The 17512-nt window shown below is 44.1% G+C and carries 16 protein-coding genes; all 16 read right to left on the minus strand.

Features of this window, described 5'->3' with window-relative positions; genetic code table 11:
• The coding region (locus tag BG55_RS04330) for an OTU domain-containing protein (protein WP_034934716.1) at positions 1–2726 on the minus strand (2726 nt) is incomplete at its 3' end.
• A 333-nt stretch (positions 2727–3059) separates the two neighbouring features.
• Complete coding sequence (locus BG55_RS21335; protein ID WP_235192716.1) at positions 3060–3557, minus strand: IpaD/SipD/SspD family type III secretion system needle tip protein; 498 nt, start codon at positions 3555–3557, stop codon at positions 3060–3062.
• Positions 3449–4189 (minus strand): hypothetical protein, encoded by a 741-nt coding sequence (locus BG55_RS23160; protein WP_235192717.1) that lies wholly within the window; start codon positions 4187–4189, stop codon positions 3449–3451. Before BG55_RS23160 ends, BG55_RS21335 begins: the two co-directional genes overlap by 109 nt.
• An 88-nt stretch (positions 4190–4277) precedes the next feature.
• Positions 4278–5828, minus strand: coding sequence for a hypothetical protein (locus BG55_RS04340; RefSeq protein ID WP_052018683.1), 1551 nt, complete (start codon positions 5826–5828; stop codon positions 4278–4280).
• Between the two features lie 38 nt (positions 5829–5866).
• Positions 5867–7738, minus strand: a complete 1872-nt coding sequence (gene sctE, locus BG55_RS04345) for a type III secretion system translocon subunit SseC family protein (protein ID WP_034934717.1) — start codon at positions 7736–7738, stop codon at positions 5867–5869.
• Entirely contained in the window at positions 7738–8292 is a 555-nt protein-coding gene (sicA, locus tag BG55_RS04350; RefSeq protein WP_034934719.1) for a type III secretion system translocator chaperone SicA, read from the minus strand. Before sicA ends, sctE begins: the two co-directional genes overlap by 1 nt.
• Before the next feature lie 135 nt (positions 8293–8427).
• The gene (locus BG55_RS04355; protein WP_034934720.1) at positions 8428–9519 is read right to left on the minus strand and encodes an EscU/YscU/HrcU family type III secretion system export apparatus switch protein; all 1092 of its coding nucleotides are present in this window, start codon (positions 9517–9519) and stop codon (positions 8428–8430) included.
• A gap of 13 nt (positions 9520–9532) precedes the next feature.
• Positions 9533–10297, minus strand: coding sequence for a type III secretion system export apparatus subunit SctT (gene sctT / locus BG55_RS04360; protein WP_034934722.1), 765 nt, complete (start codon positions 10295–10297; stop codon positions 9533–9535).
• Between the two features lie 12 nt (positions 10298–10309).
• The gene (sctS, locus tag BG55_RS04365) at positions 10310–10564 is read right to left on the minus strand and encodes a type III secretion system export apparatus subunit SctS (protein ID WP_034934725.1); all 255 of its coding nucleotides are present in this window, start codon (positions 10562–10564) and stop codon (positions 10310–10312) included.
• Entirely contained in the window at positions 10561–11229 is a 669-nt protein-coding gene (locus tag BG55_RS04370; RefSeq protein WP_420889604.1) for an EscR/YscR/HrcR family type III secretion system export apparatus protein, read from the minus strand. Before BG55_RS04370 ends, sctS begins: the two co-directional genes overlap by 4 nt.
• Positions 11222–12148, minus strand: coding sequence for a FliM/FliN family flagellar motor switch protein (locus BG55_RS04375; protein WP_034934728.1), 927 nt, complete (start codon positions 12146–12148; stop codon positions 11222–11224). The genes BG55_RS04370 and BG55_RS04375 overlap by 8 nt, the downstream gene beginning before the upstream one ends.
• Entirely contained in the window at positions 12145–13275 is a 1131-nt protein-coding gene (locus BG55_RS04380) for a SpaN/EivJ family type III secretion system needle length determinant (protein ID WP_034934730.1), read from the minus strand. The genes BG55_RS04375 and BG55_RS04380 overlap by 4 nt, the downstream gene beginning before the upstream one ends.
• Positions 13259–13717, minus strand: coding sequence for a SpaM family type III secretion system protein (locus tag BG55_RS04385; RefSeq protein WP_034934732.1), 459 nt, complete (start codon positions 13715–13717; stop codon positions 13259–13261). Before BG55_RS04385 ends, BG55_RS04380 begins: the two co-directional genes overlap by 17 nt.
• Positions 13701–14996: a type III secretion system ATPase SctN gene (gene sctN / locus BG55_RS04390; protein WP_034934734.1), complete on the minus strand. Its 1296-nt coding sequence runs from the start codon at positions 14994–14996 to the stop codon at positions 13701–13703. The genes BG55_RS04385 and sctN overlap by 17 nt, the downstream gene beginning before the upstream one ends.
• Before the next feature lie 18 nt (positions 14997–15014).
• A complete protein-coding gene (locus BG55_RS04395; protein ID WP_034934736.1) occupies positions 15015–15422 on the minus strand; it encodes an InvB/SpaK family type III secretion system chaperone in 408 nt (135 codons plus the stop codon).
• 11 nt (positions 15423–15433) lie between these two features.
• A complete protein-coding gene (locus BG55_RS04400; protein WP_034934788.1) occupies positions 15434–17485 on the minus strand; it encodes an EscV/YscV/HrcV family type III secretion system export apparatus protein in 2052 nt (683 codons plus the stop codon).
• Positions 17486–17512 lie beyond the last annotated feature (27 nt).

Raw genomic sequence — 17512 nt, forward strand, 5'->3', positions numbered from 1 at the left:
CCTTTCGCCAGCGGCTGGTGTTCTTCCGCCTGCCCCTCACCGTTTAAACGCGGGGTTGGCTTGGTATCAACTGGCGGTGCACTTTTTGTGTGAATGTCATGCTCGATAACCGGCTTTGGCGGCTCCGGTATATTTTTTACCACTGGCGTGACGTTTTCAGATTCCTGAGGGCGAACGTCGACCGTATCCACAACAGTGGTAGAGCTGCCATCGGTAAGAGCAAAGGGTCTCTGCTGTTTGATTTCATTGTGAAGGTCATCAGAAATAAAGGGCACGATCTTTTCAGGGTTTTGCCGTACATAACCGGCGATCTTGTTGCGCAGTTGTTGAACTTCTTCACCGGATGGCTTCACGCCATTTAATACATATGACAGGCTGTAATAAAAACAGTCGCCATCAGCAGGTGCTTTTTTTTCCTGACCATAAATTACAGGCGAGTAATGGTCATTGCGAAGATTGAGCTCAACCAGCCGTTTTGTCTCGGTATGGTCAAAGCCAGTGGTCACCGGATTGATGAGACGCCCGTGAATGTCAAATACATTGATGCGCAGCGTTATATTCTGGAAAAGATTGGTGATTAAGTTGGGCGCAATATCGCCGGCATTACCCGACCAGTTTCCTCTTGTCGCAATCCAGTTCGCCAGGTCCTCGGCTTTTGCCAGGGTTTGTGGATCGATACGGCGGGTACTGGCATCATTGCTGCTAATAAACCCCGTGCTGGCATTTTTACTCACTGGCTGATTGAAGGCTGAAAAATCCGCCGTGCGTTGCTGCTGTTTAATCAGCTCATAGGCAGCCGGCGGAACGCTGTCAACTTCATCATATGAAGCAAGCATTTGCGCAGTCTGCTTAGGTGGGTGTTGCACATCTTCTGACAGCGCACTTTGCGACAACAAAGGTTCAGAAACAAGATTGCCGACAGAATCCTCTGTGACCGGCCTTACTTCAGGTTGCAGATTTCGTTGCTGGTTCTCCAGTGCAACCCTCAGCGTCTCAGAAAGCGACCGGGAGAGATCTTTTGCGGCAGTGTAAAAATTCGCGCTGGTATTTTGTTCCGTGACGACAGATCCACTCTGCACGCCGGCGGCCAGTGCACCATTCGACTCAGCCGCTTGCAGCCAACGAATCGCCTCCTGGCTGGCAAAGTTTACGTCAGACACAGCTCGTTGCAACGACGGGGCAACGGTTTCGCTGGCGGTGAGCAGATTGCCACTGACATTTTGCTGCGTGACGACAGATTCACTCTGCACTCCGGTGGACAATGTACTATCCGACTCAGCCGCTTGCAGCCAGCGGATCCCTTCCTGGCTGGCAAAGTTTACGTCAGACACAGCTCGTTGCAACGGCGGGGCAACGGTTTCACTGGCGGTGAGCAGATTGCCACTGACATTTTGCTGCGTAATGACAGATTCACCCTGCATTCCAGCGGCTAATGAACCATCAGACTCAGCCGCTTGCAGCCAGCGGATCCCTTCCTGGCTGGCAAAGTTTACGTCAGACTGAGCACGTTGCAGTGACGAAGCAACGGTTTTAGCGGGAATTAAAAGCTCCCCTTCAATATTTCGCTCGGCAAAGGGCGAATCACGATGCGGGTCAACAGAGGGAGCACCGTCTGGTTCAGAGCTGTAATCCCCTGGTACTCCATCAGGCTCACTGTTGTTCCCATCAACGCGGCCATTAAAAGGAGTCACGCTTTTAATATTGGGCAAAACGCCTGAAGGCCTGGAAAAAAGCTGCGATTCAATAAGCTGTCCAAGAAGTTTTACTTTAGATTCTTCGCTAAAATTTGCACCTATCAGTGCTTTGCCAAAATCCCAGACAGTACTGCCGGTACCCGCTGGCGCCGCTGCCGAACCATCGCCAATCCTGGCTTCCGCCCTGCTTCCTTCAACGTGAATATTAATTGCGCGGTCCCTGGCGGCATCCGGTGTCGCAGCAGCAGGGGTCGCCGGGGCGGGACTTGCGGGGCCAGCAAGATTATTTACCGGGGATTTAGCCGAAGGTGCTTCTTCAGGCTTTTTGTCATCACTGTCTTCTTTAAACTTCAGCGTTTTTGGAATGGCTGAAAGTGTGTCCATAATGAAATCATTAAACTGAGTCAACGATGTCCAGTTTGCATCCGGTAGATTCAGTTGCTCAATTTGTCCTGTAAACACGTCAGCACAGGAGTTGTAACTTGCCGTAAAAATATCTTCATCCCTGACCCCTTCTAAAGAAACATTGTGGTGCTTCGCCCATGCTTCACGGCAGTGTTGTACAAAATTTAAATAAAATATATTAAAGGCATCTTTACCGTACTTGCTTAACAGGGTCTTAAGCAGTCCGGCTGTTTTATTTTCCAGAGAGTGGCGTTCTGTTGATTTAATTTTTGGATTGCTGGTGCGAAGAAGATAATCACAAGCTTTAAGAAAGTCTTTCTTATCCGCAGCATCAACATGATGAACAAGAATACCCAGCAGGTTTCTCGCTGCCTGACCTTCACTACTTAGATTTGCATTCATCAAATTTTCAGGTAAACGACCCAATGCAACCGTATTTAACAAATTACTCGTGCAATCTGAACTCTGCATCCTGTAAAATTCATTAACGACACCAGAATTCTGCTCTGCACTCTCAATTAAATTCAGTAATGCACTGCTCCTGGTTGTGCAGGCCTGTACTTTTTCCTCGAGTGCCTGATTAATTGTGCTGGCAGAATTGTTCCTCGAAGCATAAGAAACGTCCATAATTCATCTCCCTTTAATATTTCATGGTTATTTACAGAACAGTCAGGAAAAGTAATACATTACTGTCTGGCAGAAAGTTACAGGGATAAAGGTCTGTGACCACCCTGCTTTCTGACATAACAGACAGGTTTATACTATATCTTCAGAAAACTACCTGAACACCAGGGTTAATATAATTAAGAGAGAGGACAGAATTGCAGATAATCATTCTGCCATAGCCGTAGAAAAGAATTGCTCTGTCTCTGAGATTAACAGCGACAAGTGCAACAATCAGGCCAGATTAACTCGTTCAGGAGTGAAAAATTCAGACATAGTTCCCTGCATAGTCTGTTATCAACTTATAGATTTAAATACATCTTTTGCCAGGTCAGCAAGAGCAGAAATAGCACCACTCAATACCTTATTTAAATTATCGAAATTGGTCTTTGCCTGGGTCGTACGTTGAAGAAAAGATTGCATATTACTCTGTAATGAGTTAGTTACAGAGTTAAAAGAAGCCAGCCAGGCCTGATAACTTGATGTGCTTACATCACTCGAGGCTTGTCCAGATGGATATCCAGCCGGGTATCTGCTCATCTCTCTGTACTGACTAAGATTAAAAGTAATTTTACCATTATCATCGATATTAAAAGCCGGTGCCATTGTTGTTCTGGCAGTCTGCCTCGCTGCATCGTCCATAGCTTCCCAACCATCTACCGGACTAATATTCTTTTCGAGTTTCTCTATTTCCTGATTAAATTTAGCATAGGCCGCATCCATTTTTTGTGCGTTAAATTTAACCTTATTAGCATCATCACTGCTTGTGATTGCATCCCCTGAGGCTTTCTGAATTGAGTTATTAAATGACTGGTATAAGTCCGTAAAGATTGCATTAAATTGGTATAGACATTGACATAATTTTTTTCGATCGAACCGATAGCTATGGCTATAATATTCCATAACTCGAAATAACTGCTACTGGTGCTGATTTTTGCTTTTTCAGCCTCCGCCATGCAAGCTGCCTGTGTTTTCGCACTGGTAGCTTTAACATCAAGCGACATGTCTTTTACGTTAGTGCTTATCTCCGAAAGGTAATCGTTTGTGGTGTCAACAATTTCTTCATTTTTGGTTTTATAACCTGCAACATCAAAGGCCTTCGCCAAATCATCAGGGCGCATATTTAAAATAGTTTTGGCCCTGGCTCCGTATCCTTTTTCAGAAGAAGAAGCAGCATCGTTTTTTAAATTTTCATTTTCAGAAAAGATTTTCTCAAGATTATCCATATGAGCACTAATCTTTGAGGGTGAATCTTTATCGTTGCAAATCTGTAATATCACTTTTACAGTCTTGACGGCAGTATCGAAATCAGCGCTGTTTTTGCTGGCGTCAAAAACAGGGGTAGTACATATGGCTGCGCTGGTAACAGGCTGTGCCCCGGTGTTGCCGGCAACATTTTCATTTTTAGCGGTGTAATCATCAGACATATTTTTTTGCATATTAGTACAATCTATTGTCACATGAACCTCCAACAATCAACGGAGAGTATCTCTCCGTTGACGGTTAATTAAGTTATTAACGAGCGCGCTCGGCAATGGACGACAAGGTGCTGCTATTGGAATTAAATGCAGCGTCAATTGCCTGCTGTATAGCAGCAAGGGTTTCAGTCGCTTTCTTACCGGCCTGCTGATGAGTGCTGGAAAGCTCGTTATTCACTGACTGATCCGCACGTGCCAAATCAGATTCTTTCGTCTCTTCGGCTGCAGCGACGCCGAAAGAGTTATTAATCATCCCCTGAATTGAGTTAACCGCCTGGTTACCAAACTCACCCTGTTGACGAATATTCTGCGTTTGATTTTGAATCACGCTATGATTATTTCTTAGCTCCTGGATGTTATACATAGAACTGGCATCATCTTTAGACATGGTATTTTTAACATTAGGATCCAGATTTTTCCCTTGATGCACCATGTTGTTTGCGCTTTTATCAATCATATTTCGGTTAGTGTTCAGCCCCTTCTCAAGCTGATTCGACTTAGCCATATTATTGGTTATGGATTTGGATTCCTTGTTCAACGCTTTCACGCTGCGTGTGGTATTCACAGACTGTCCCGCAATGCCCGTAACGCCAGAAGTAATCGCACCATTCAGGTTTTGTTTCGAAGCATCAATCGTCTTTTGCCCGGCGCGCGCCGCCGAATTCACCATACGAGCGGAAGCCTCGGCGGCTGATTTCGCGCTGAGTGCATCACTCTTATTTAAGCTGACAATAAATGCAATCAGCACATCAAGCATTGCGATGTTGCCCCACAAATTGACAAAACCACCCGTACGATCAGCTGCGGTAATATCGGTCCCTCCTTCAACAGCGGGTTGTGAACGAACATCATCACCGCCTGTTGAGGAAACCGTGGCAGATGTTGAAACTTCCGAATCTGAACGACTTGTTGTGTCCGCTTTATTGTTCATCAGAACAGTGACGGCCTGTGAAACCAACACCGTGGAAACTAAAGCCGCAACACGTTCCAGTTTATTCGCATCTGTTGGAGCCTGCACATCAGCCGATGTCTTCACAACGACGTTGGCCTGTTCCGTACCTGTGCCCACGACACCGGTATGACGACCGCCAGCCGACGCAATTGTCGCTGACGCTGGCGTTTGTGCAACAGATTCAGTGCTGGCTGCCAGGGTACTGTTCTGCACAACACTGTCGTTTTTCGAAGCCAACAGGACGGCAGCGCCAGTAGCAATCAGTTCCACTGTCTTTACATCAGCCGGAACCTGCCTGTCAGCGGCCAGGTTCTGCAGTGCGCTGGCGTGCTCGTTACTTACTTTTGGCCGGCTGTCAGCCACCAAAGGTAAAGACGTCGTTATTTTCTGCGCAGCCTGGTTACCCAGATCATTCGGCGTCGCCAGCACAGGCTTAGCCTGATCATTGCTGCCGGACATCACGTTATTCGTAGTATAAATAGAGGCAAGGCCTGCCGATAATATCAGCGCGCTGATGTCTTTTGCTCTTTCAACGCTTAGATCCAGAATTGTGTTATTCTTCGTAGCCTGCTCAGCAGCTAACGATTGTGAATAAATATCCTTAACAGACTGATGACTAATAGCAAAATCAGACATGATTTTTTAACTCCTGTTTATTTTTATAAGAAATGAAATTATCCGGCAACAGAGCGCATCTGTCTGGTAATGAATTTCCCTGCCTGACTCTGGCTATCCACCATATGAGAAATATTCTCTAAGTTGGCTTTTAACGATTCAGTCTGACGAGTAAAAACTTCAATTGCGCGGTCCATCATCTCATTAAGTACAGCCTGTAATGTTGTATTCATCTCTAATTTAGCTTTAACTTTAGCCGCCTCTACCATCATGGCCGCAGTAGTAATATCACCTGCGGTTTTTATCACGGAATTACCCGCCGAGAGTACGGTTGAAGCAGTATTAAGCTTGTTGGCGATTTGCGCCATTTTGGCCTGGTTAGAAGTGACCGCACGGGATAAACTTTTCGCGATGCTTTGCGCAATTTTCCCTACAATATTATTTCCCAGTTTTTTTGCTACCGCGCCCGCGACTTTACTTGCAATGCTACCCGCTACCACTGATGCAGCGATCATTCCCACCGCCGCAACAATTGCGCCATAAACCTGTCCGATAATATCCGCGATATTTTTATCAACCCCCAGCTTTTCGAGCACGGTGGCAACGATATTGCTGTAAAATTCCATAATGGGTTTAATAACGTAATCAAGCAGTGGGGTCATCGCTTTTTGCATAAAAGAATCGCCGGTGACAGCCTGATAAATTTCATCACTAACAGCCAGAGCCAGCCCAATAGCCGCGAAAGCCAGCGAGGCGCCTCCGGTAAATGCCGCAGCGGCGAAACCGATGGCAGTGATCGCCCAGCCCAGAATTTTACCCACGCAGCCCATCGTTTTTTGCATTTCTTCAGCTTTGCGGACCTGCTCGTCATATTCCTTAGCTTTCTTTTCTGAATCTTTTTGGGCAGCTTCAGCCATTTTTTGCTTCAGTTTTGCCGACGCGTTCAGCTCATCAGTACTATTTTTATCAATAAGCTGCTGCATCAAAGCCATTAAAAATGCGAGAGTTGGCGCATTTTCACTATTCTCTTTTCGCTGCATTTCAATAGCAGACGTTTGTTGAGTGGACAGGTTGCTGGTTAAAGACTGAGACTGATTGATCGTTGCCTGCAACGTATTTTTTGCCGCCGTTAACGCAGTTTCAGCTTTAGCTAATGTTCCACCAATATGGCTGTTGTAATTGTTTTGTGCCGTATTCAGATTGGCCTGTGCCGTAATGACACTATTCTTCGCTTCGGCAATTTGCTTTTGTAGCTCAGCAGAAACCGGTTTTTGTGAGAGCGCTTTATCTTCAAGGTTTTTCAACCTTTCCTGAGCATCACTCAGTGCGCTCTGCGCATCAGAAACTTTACCGTTAAACTCCTGTGCCTGGTTTTTTGCCGCAGAGAGATTATCCTGACAAGCAGCGACATTTTCACCCTGCTGAATCAATTGGCTGGAAAGCTCATTAAATGCAGATCGGGTGCTTTCAAATATGGCGTTGAAAGAGTTTACATTTGACTGTAGAGAGTGCATTGAGCTTTGAGCGTTAAGCTCAATCATTCGCCCCAGTAACTTCGTAAGCTTCTCAAGTGTGCTGCCAGAATCACTTTGACTGGTGGTAGTGATATTGTCGCTGGCATTTTTAACCTCACTAAGCTGGGCGACCACAGATTTAGGTTGTGCAAGCTGTGGCGCATCCTTCTGTTCCTGGCGAACAATACCTCCTGTTCCATTTATGGCATTCTGAGTGCTCTCAAGTACCTTAAGTAGCTGCTCAGGCTGCAATATTTGCAGTGCCTGCTTAACATTGCCTGAGCTGGAATGCTCTTTCATCGCAGCATTGCCAAACCGCCTGGCTTCATTAGTTTGCTTTTTTATCTCATTCTCGCTGACCTCTGCTCCGCCTGTCATATTATGCAACAAACTCAAGCTATCAGACCTTATATCCATCACGAGTCCTCATCTTTGTTACCCCGTGGGGTATTTTTAGTATTACCGTCTTTTATTTCATCCAAAGCAGAAAGATAGGCTTCCGCTTTTGTATTAATCGTCGGGTCTTTACATTTACCGATCACCGTTTCAAAACACTTTTTCGCCTGCACCGAACGGCGTAACATTAAATTGCATTGTCCGGCATAAAATACAGGCCGATAATCCTCTTCCGATAACGAATAAGCCAACGCGTAAAAATCAATTGCTTTATTGTAATTTTTCTTCAACTGATATACTGCTGCCAGTCCCATTGCATATTCCGGATTGTAAAAATCATATATACATAAGAAACGGAAAAGTGACTCGGCATCATTTAGCTTTCCATGGTTATAAAAATCATATGCCAGACGATAAACATCGTGCATTGTCTCCTGCGAGACGCCATGTAAATCTTTCAAAGTGGCACCATTCTGGATAGCCTCCAGTAATCCTGCAGCATAATGATCAACTTCATCATCCCTAATTGAAGAGTCTTTATCTTCCCCATTTTCAGTATTTTCTTTATCATTCATTTTCACCTCCAACATTACGCGTTAAATACGTAAAAAAACGTGGTTAAATTGCAATGCAGTCAGCAAAATCAACATCAGCATACTACTGTGTAGTAATCAGACTGAATACAAAAAAACCGTACAAAATCTCTCAGATTAAATGTCGGCGGACTTATCGGTTACGGCTTCTTTAGCATCTGTTTCCTGTAACGTCATACCCGCCACTTCTACCTGTTTCAGCCAGATAAGAATATCCATAACCTCCATTAACATATCATCTTCCAGTGAAATAAAAGTGTATTGACTATAAGAATGGTAAAGCTTGCGGGTTAACGGTATATAGCGAACAACCGGAACCCCAACTTTTTCAGCATAGGCAATTGCGGCTCGCGCTTTCATATTGCTTGCACGCAGAGAAATAAAAGGTAACGCAGCCATTTCAGGATTGAAGTAGATAGCTACTGCAATATGCGTTGGGTTGGCCATGACTACTGAAGAATTTCTGATTGCTGCCATATTCTCACCAGAGAGAATTTCCTGATGCGCCCGACGCCGTGCACTTTTGATCTCCGGATTACCATCACTTTCTTTACGTTCCTGCTTAACTTCATGCTTATCCATCTTTAGATCTTTAAAGTGTAAAAAATACTCAACAATATAGTCAGCAAGAAGAACAATCAGCGAACATGCAATAAATATCAGCACGGCCTTAACAATTAATCCAACCCAGACATTAATTAATGTCTCAAGCGTACCATTATAAGTTGCCAGAGCCTGTCTTAATTCATCATGAATGAGAAGATAACAGGTGTAACTAAAAACAATCAGATATAAAACTGACTTAACCAACTCCTTGACAGTGCGCATGCTGAAAATTTTCTTAAATCCTTCAACCGGATTCAGCGCCTTAAAATTCAGTCTTATCGCCTCAGTAGCTATGGTAAAACGCGTTTGTAATAATGTCGCTGCATAGCAGGCAGCGCAGCAGGCAACAATAAATGGCACGGCCAGATGCAAAAAAACTCGCATCAGGACAGCCATGAATTCTTTCAGGTTAATGTCTGAGCCATACAGCAACAGAAAGGTGTAAACCTCAATAAAGTCACGAAAATTAACCAGATTAGTGATGAAGTAAATTCCGGTGAGTAGGATAACTGTTGAAATAACATCCTTACTTTTGAATGTCTGCCCTTTCTTTTCCGACTTTTTGCGTTTCTTGTCAGTAGGTTTTTCTGTTTTCTCTGCCATTTACCCCCCCCTGTCAGGAAAAAAAATGCCGGAACATGGTCAGGGAAAACAGTTTCAATGGTTTTTCTGACAAAGCGTGGAAGCCATAAAATAAAAAAACGACAAAAGCGATAAAACTTTTAACCGACAGTGACAGAGAAAATGGATTCAACTGTGGACAATAGCGGGCAAATACACCCAGCATCACTTCTGATGTCATCAGAACGATCAATACCGGCGCTGCCAGCAGGATACTGGACCGCATCAGCACCGTGATTAACTGGCCAGCCTCCTGCCAGTTAAAAGCCACCATTTCACTCCCACGTGGAAAGACTTCGTAGCTCTGCGCTAATAGCTCCATCAGTAAGTGCATACCATTGCTGGCAAAAAAAATCGCGCAAAAAGCAAAATTAAGAAAGCCAGACAGGACAGATGACTGAGTACCGTTCACCGGATCAATACTGTCACTGATAGTGGCGCCTCGCTGATTATCCAGAATCTCACCGACGGCAGTCGCAATCCAGAAGGGTAGTGATAGTGTCATCGCCAGTATCATTCCGACAACGCACTCTTTTACCATAATTATCAGCCATCCCTGTTCTGGCATAATTTCGCGGTCAAAACATGGCCACAGGCCTATTATGACTAATGAAACAGTAACATTTTTTATAATAAGATTAGAAAGAACCCGCTCACCCAATGCCGGTAGCAGATAGAAAACCACGGCTATACGCGCATAAGCCATGACAAAAATAAGTACGCTATGTTGAAAATGAAGATAAACAGCAACAAAAAGCATAAATAACCGCTTTTATCTGAAGGCCATCTGAAAAGCCTGAATAGCAAAATTCATCATTTCAGCAGAGAACCACTCAATTAACATAAATATACTGGCAAAAACCGCGAGCATTTTTAGTCCGAATGGCAGTGTTTGTTCCTGTATCTGCATAACCGTCTGAAAAAGGCCAACAATAATACCGACTATAGTTGCGAAGGCGATAGGAACAGCCGCCAGCTTTAACACGACGATCAATCCGGTGTTACTGATAAAAAGAATATTATTCATATTGTCATTAAATCGGCATATTGCGAAATAAGCCCTTTTGTGAGTAGAGTCCAACCATTCATGGCGACAAAGAGAATGAGTTTTATTGGGATGGAAATAGTCACCGGACTCATCATCATCATTCCCAGAGCCAGTAAGATACTTGAAACGACCATATCAATGACGACGAACGGCACATAGAGAAAAAAGGCAATTTTAAACGCACTTTGTATTTCACTTAAGGCGTAGGCAGGCATTAATGTCATTAACGACAATTGACTGAGATCATGCTCTTCTGCTCTGATTAAATCCTGTTCCTGCTGTCGCTGCTGAACTTTATGGAAAAACTGAATGAGTTCATGGTCCGAATAACGAACCAGATAATCCCGATAGCCATCAAGGCCCTGTTCAACCAGCTGGTTGACCGATTTGGTATTGTTGAAATCAATATTATTCTCTTCAATGTAACTGGTTATTTTCTGACATACCGGCATCATAACAAATGCAGTCAGTATAAGTGCAACACCATTGAGAGTCAGGTTTGAGGGCACCTGCTGAATGCCCAACGCATTGCGTACCATAACCAGAACAATTGAAAATTTTATGAAGCACGTCCCTCCCGCTATGATAAAAGGAAGTAAAGTAAAAAAGGAGAGTAATGCAATTAAGGAGATATCATTACTCAACATCAGAATAACCCGTCAATCTGGCATTCATGTTGTTAACTTTATTCACTTCAACAGCTAAGGTTCCATTTTCAAGAGCAACCAGCTCACCCTGACCAAAGAATTTTCTGTTAAGATAAATCTTTACCTGATGTTCTGCCTGCGGGCTGACGGGTAAGACTGTACCGGGACAGATATCATCCAGATCATTTAATGTTACTGTGCGGCTATCAAGTACAAACTCAATATCAACCGGTAACTGAGTCCATTGTAATAATGTTTCTTCTTCAGCACGGTATTCCTGTGACTCATCATATAATTGCTCCTCCACTATTACCTCCTGATATCGATCATAATTAAAAGTAAACAGACACCGCTGACCAATTGCCAGGTGAGGGGAATATTGCTTAATTAGCAGCAAATCACCGACGGCAACGTCAACAAGCGTGGCTAACGGTAGCTGACTGGTTCCCAGCACATACCGAAGGATAAATGGAATCTTTTCGCGCAGCTGGTCGCCATTCTCATTGTCAGCGTTGTGATCAACAGGCCATTTCAGACACAGTAAAGGACAAGGCTGGGCTGGCAACGACAGCATTCTTTCTGGCAGTGCCTGCTCGGGCAGGGTGATAGTTTGCACCTCCCAGATTGTGTCTTTCACCAGAAAACTGAGTTGCATGCTGTTCAACCAGCAAACCAGATAATTAAGCGGGACCTGCTGCCACGGAACACCCGGCAGCTGAACACTCATTACATCCAACCAGTGATCAATATGAAGAAATGCCTCTGTCTGATTTTGCTGTGAATCCGTCAACAATAACGTCAGATAGCGTGCATCTTTTTGTATATCAACAATTCTGCTGTCGGGATGTTGACTCATCTGGCGTTCTAATGGGGTCTGCTTTTTATTAAAGACCCTGAGATGCTGCCGCAGGCTCATTCTTGTTCCTCATCCTGGGCATGCTCTTGCTGTCTTTGTTTCTGTTCATCGCCATCACGTCTCGGCTCAAGTAGCTTCGGCGTATGGCTTGTAAGCTGTGCAAACTGGCTGGTCAGCGCATCGGCAGCACGTGTTCCGGAGGGAAGCAACGTCATATTTCCATCGCGTACTGCTTCGCCAGAAACGGAGACTTTCACCGAATGCTGACCGGACCATTGCTGAAACTTGTAATCCAGATCCAGTGAACGGCTGCTGGTGGGAGATTCTGCCGCCTGCGCACGCATTTTGCTTTGCAGCATGGCAGCAGGATTCGATCGTGAATGTTCAGCGGCGTTGCCCGGCTGGCCCTCATTCACGGCTTCCCTTTTTAATAGACCGCCCTGTTGCTGCTGCATCAAGGCATCGGAATCCTGAAACAAACTGGATTTCCGCTCAGCCAGAGGAACCTGTGACGGCTTTTCCTTATCGGCTACCCTGGTTAATATCGCCGATTCAGAGAGCGCAGTACCAGTGGGCAGAGTGCGGTTGATATCAGATCTGCCCCGCTCACTCTCTGCAACCAGATGGGTGGTGGCCGAATTATTGATACTGCTTTCCATCCGGGCATCAGCAGGTTTTATATTGTTCAGGCCATTACCCGCGAATAAGTCAGCCGCTTTCACCTTATTCACATCATTACCGGTAAACAAATCGGCAGATTTCGTCTTATTCACGCCGTTACCAACGAGCAAATCGGCGGATTTCGTATTATTAACCGCCTTTGCAGCCATTTTGTCAGGGAGCTTTTGATTAACAATATCCGTAGCTGACTGAAAACGTTTAGTTTTGTTATTATCCAACAGCCCGGTATGTGCAGTACTGCTGCTGAAAAACTGTTCAAAATTCTTATTGCTGTAACTGGTTGGCTGATGGTCATTGTTCTCTACTGACAGCTGGCCTCCTGATGTAAGAGAATTTTCATCCTTCTGTTGCATCACCAGATTAATCAGTCCACCAGGAAGTTCTGCAAGCTGAGCATCTTTGTGTTGTTTGATCTTTTTGTTGATGTTCTCAGTAAGAGAGTCTTCCCCTGAAGCATTATCAAAGTTGAAATCTGTTTTTAAGACTTCATTAATTTTTCCTGACATAACCAGCCATCTCCTGAATTTCGTTTTCGATACTATTAGCTATGCGTTTAAGATGAGCCTTACGGATTTTCTGCAAATAATCACTTATTTTGTGATGTCGTTTATCCAACAAACTCAATGCAGTCAGAAAATTTTGTAACTGATGTTCATATTTAATTTTTTCATCTTCAAGTTTTGTTATTTTCTGGATAACATTTTGTTGATGAACCAGTAAAGTTCCCTGACGACGAATGCCTTTGTAAATATCATCCCTGTCGAGGACTCCAGAGGGCGTTAACCTTTTAATTTCCTGATTTATACCCGCGTACTCATCGTAAAACTGCGAGATCATTTTGTTTATCTCAGCAATTTTTCCCTGAACTTGCAGAATATTTCCCTGGAGTATCTTCTGCTTGCGCTCCAGCATAGAAACAAAAGTACGCCCTTTACGCCAGACATCCATACATCACTTCCAGGCAAACACGCATTTCCATTTTTTCTGCCATATTTTGTTTAAGAAATTCTTCCATAATTTTCTTTTTATCAAACGCAATATCGTTGTCCTGATTTTCACCGCGGCGATATTCACCCAGATCAATATAAAGTTGCATCTCCTGCTGACGTGCCAGCAGTTCGCGAAATCGGGTAGCCATCTGCTGATGTCCGGATTCAGTTATCTGGTTAAAAACCCTGCTAATACTTTGCAAGACATCAATAGCAGGATAGTGCCCTTTGGCCGCAAGTTTTCGACTCAGATAAATATGACCATCAAGAATAGAGCGCACTTCGTCACCAATGACGTCGTGTTCTTCTTCATTTTCAATTAATACCGTATAAAACGCGGTTACCGATCCGGACTGAAAGCATCCGGGTTGCTCGAGCAGTTTGGGCAGGGCTTCAAACACCGAAGCCGGATATCCCTGGCGAGCGGGTAATTCTCCCATTGTCAGGGCAACATCACGTAATGCACGGGCGTAGCGGGTAATCGAATCCACAAACAGCAAAACATTTTTACCACGGTCGCTAAAATAGCAGGCCACGGATGAGGCTATCTGAGCAGCATTACAGCGTTCTGTGCATGAACGGTCAGAGGTTGAGTAGACCAGAATAACCTGTGAGCGTCTGGAAGATTTTTTGATCTCTTCAACAAACTCAGTCACTTCACGCCCACGCTCGCCGATCAAACCAATGACATAAATATCAGCGCTGGAGTGCTCAATAATCATGCTCATCAGCGAGGTTTTACCGCATCCTGCCGCAGCAAAAATGCCTATACGCTGTCCCTCTCCACAGGTGAGCAGGCCATCAATAGCTCTGACGCCTGTTGTTACCGGAGACGAAATTGGTCGTCGTTGACTGAAGTCACGCGCTTTGCCGCAAGCAGGGATGGATACGCCCCCAACCAGAGACGAGGGAGGCGTGTCATCAAGACGCCCCCGAATAACCCCGGTAGCATCAATAATGCTGCCGGGTAAATTATCTCCCACCTGAACATAAAAAGGTTTTCCCGTGGGCAGCAGCACGTTACTTCGGCAGAAGCCGTGATTGTCGCCGAGCAAGCTGAGTAATGTATATTCTTTATTAAAGCCAATAACCTGAGCAAAACCCATGACTTCAGGCTCCAGTATCGATTTTTGTATCTCACAAATCTCACCGATAGTGGTTTCAGGTAAAAGCGCTTCGATAATATTACCCTGTATACGTACAGGATGAGCAAGATGTACAAAACATTGCGCGACCATGTTATTCAGCCTCAATTACTACATCAAAACAGCACGGTATTCCTGCATAATGCTGAGGAAATTATCCAGAACTTCCATAAAAGCAGAAGGTGACTCAAGAAATTTATCTTTTACAAGTGCCCTGAGTTCAAGATTACCGTCAATCGGGTAGAGACAGGGTTGTCCGGCATAAAAAAATGCTTCATTGTAATTAAACATAACTGTAAAGATATTTTCACTGCAATAGCTCATAGACGAAGGACTATAATCACAAAGTTTAGTCCATACCCAGACTTCATCATCATCAGTTTTGATATTAATTGCTGGTATATCATCTTTCATATTTAATGAAATAGTAGAGTGATTGCTGAGATCACTATCAACGATATCAGAAAGTCCAGCATCACTAAGCATTCCAGAAATTAATGTTGCAACGTCATATTTCATTTGTTCCCCTTTTAATTTTCCAGTGAACCAATAACGTCAACCTCAACGGTACTGGCAATGTCAGAGAAAGAAAGCACTTCCATTTCCGGATAAGAACCTTCAACAATTTTCTTCACAAAACGCCGTATATCTGTGGAAACCATCAAGACAACATCTCTGGCATTAATGCCGTTTGAGGTGATGCAATTTTTCAGTAGATTTAATAAATTTTCAGTCTCAGGTGGAGGTAAATTAATAAACGTGCCCGCAGAGGTCTGCCTGATAGCACTGCGTACCAAACTTTCAATATCATGTGAAAGAACTAATGCGGTTATACGTCCATTGGAAGTAAAGCGGTTAGAAATGTAGCGAGATAAGATGCCACGCACATGTTCTACCAGCATAATAGGATCTTTTTCTTTAGGTGCCCACTGAACCAGTGCCTCAAGTATTAAACGCATATTTCTGATCGAAATTCGTTCCTGCAACAGTCGCTGAAATACTTCAGTTATGCGTTGTACTGTGTTGTTGCGATAACATTCTTTGAGTAATTCGGGATACTTCTTCTCCAGATCATCCAGCAGGGTTTTAGTCTCCTGAATGCCAAAAAACTCGGTGATATTATGTACCAACAGCGTAGATATGCAGGCATAAAACTCATCTGTGGCGCTACGCGTGTAAAAACCAAGCTGATGGGCTTTTTCACTCCTCTCCTGAGGAAGCCAATAGGTATTACCCGTCACGTTTTCAACAACGACCACGCTGGAGTCGATAACCTCCAGTTCATCTCCTCGCAGCAGTATTCTGCACATTCCCGGGAAAATATTGTAACTGGCTACGTGAATCTCATTAATGGCAACTCTCAGCACACCACGTTCCGCGTTATCTTCATAATTGATAGTAATGCCGGGGAGACGCACCCCATACTCGATGAAGAAATTCCGCTTCAGCAGAGAGACAACGCCATTTTCCTGAAAATACTTCTCATAACCTTTCCACGCCGAAATAATCAAAGGAATCGTTTCTGGAATGTACTCCCCGTCAATGACAACAGGCTTACTCTCAGGTTCGGTTTTTTCATCCTCTTGAACATCCTTACCTGACGACGTGGCTCCCTTTTTCTCAGCAAGTTTTTGTTTGAAATATATACCTGTTAACACCGCCGCCAGCAGACAAAATATGATTAGTGGGAAGCCAGGCAGCAGTCCAAGAGCGACACAAAGAATCGCCGTCACCACCAGAATAAATTTATTTGAAAACAGATCCTGAATGATTTTCGAACCGAGGTTGCTGTTCTTACTGTTGTTAACTCTGGTAACAATCAGCCCGGCGCTGATTGATGTCAGCAGCGCAGGAATTTGTGCAACCAATGCATCTCCAATGGTAAGCAGGGTAAATACCGATAATGCATGGGACATATCCATACCATGTTGCATCACCCCAACAGAAATACCGCCTATCAGATTAACAAAAATGATAATAATACCGGCAATGGCATCGCCTTTGATAAACTTCATCGCACCATCAAGTGCACCGTAAAGTTGACTTTCGGCTTCAAGATCGCTACGTCGCTGCTTAACTTCTTTTTCGTCTATTACTCCGGCTTTCAAATCTGCATCAATGCTCATTTGCTTACCGGGCATGGCATCGAGTGAAAAGCGGGCAGCAACTTCTGCTATACGCTCAGACCCTTTGGTAATAACGATAAATTGAACAATAGTAACTATGAAGAAAATAACAAAGCCGACAATTAAGTTATCAGCAATAACAAACTCACCAAAACTGGCGATAATTTCACCTGCATCGGCATCTGCCAGAACCAGACGACTGGTACTGATAGAAATCGCCAGCCGGAATATGGTACTTATTAAAAGAATTGATGGAAATGTTGAAAAATCGAGTATTCTTTTAATATAAAAAGACCCCAGGAAGATGAGCAGGGACATCGTCAGATTCAGGCCTATCAGGAAATCGACCAGATATGTTGGCAGTGGAATAATAAGCATCACCACGACCATAATCATCATGACAAGTATGATTAATTCTGGTTTTGTACGAATGTCCAAAATGAAATTTTTTAACATTTCAATTAACACCAATAAAGGTCAGAT

The sequence above is a fragment of the Erwinia mallotivora genome (assembly GCF_000590885.1).
Classification (GTDB): domain Bacteria; phylum Pseudomonadota; class Gammaproteobacteria; order Enterobacterales; family Enterobacteriaceae; genus Erwinia; species Erwinia mallotivora.

Coding starts and splice junctions, on each gene's coding strand:
- BG55_RS23160 (WP_235192717.1), bottom strand. CDS start 4,189: ATGTCTGATGATTACACCGCTAAAAATGAAAATGTTGCCGGCAACACC.
- BG55_RS04380 (WP_034934730.1), bottom strand. CDS start 13,275: ATGTCAGGAAAAATTAATGAAGTCTTAAAAACAGATTTCAACTTTGAT.
- sctE (WP_034934717.1), bottom strand. CDS start 7,738: ATGGATATAAGGTCTGATAGCTTGAGTTTGTTGCATAATATGACAGGC.
- sctS (WP_034934725.1), bottom strand. CDS start 10,564: ATGAATAATATTCTTTTTATCAGTAACACCGGATTGATCGTCGTGTTA.
- BG55_RS04385 (WP_034934732.1), bottom strand. CDS start 13,717: ATGGATGTCTGGCGTAAAGGGCGTACTTTTGTTTCTATGCTGGAGCGC.
- sicA (WP_034934719.1), bottom strand. CDS start 8,292: ATGAATGATAAAGAAAATACTGAAAATGGGGAAGATAAAGACTCTTCA.
- BG55_RS04400 (WP_034934788.1), bottom strand. CDS start 17,485: ATGTTAAAAAATTTCATTTTGGACATTCGTACAAAACCAGAATTAATC.
- BG55_RS04375 (WP_034934728.1), bottom strand. CDS start 12,148: ATGAGCCTGCGGCAGCATCTCAGGGTCTTTAATAAAAAGCAGACCCCA.
- BG55_RS04355 (WP_034934720.1), bottom strand. CDS start 9,519: ATGGCAGAGAAAACAGAAAAACCTACTGACAAGAAACGCAAAAAGTCG.
- sctT (WP_034934722.1), bottom strand. CDS start 10,297: ATGCTTTTTGTTGCTGTTTATCTTCATTTTCAACATAGCGTACTTATT.
- sctN (WP_034934734.1), bottom strand. CDS start 14,996: ATGGTCGCGCAATGTTTTGTACATCTTGCTCATCCTGTACGTATACAG.
- BG55_RS04395 (WP_034934736.1), bottom strand. CDS start 15,422: ATGAAATATGACGTTGCAACATTAATTTCTGGAATGCTTAGTGATGCT.
- BG55_RS04340 (WP_052018683.1), bottom strand. CDS start 5,828: ATGTCTGATTTTGCTATTAGTCATCAGTCTGTTAAGGATATTTATTCA.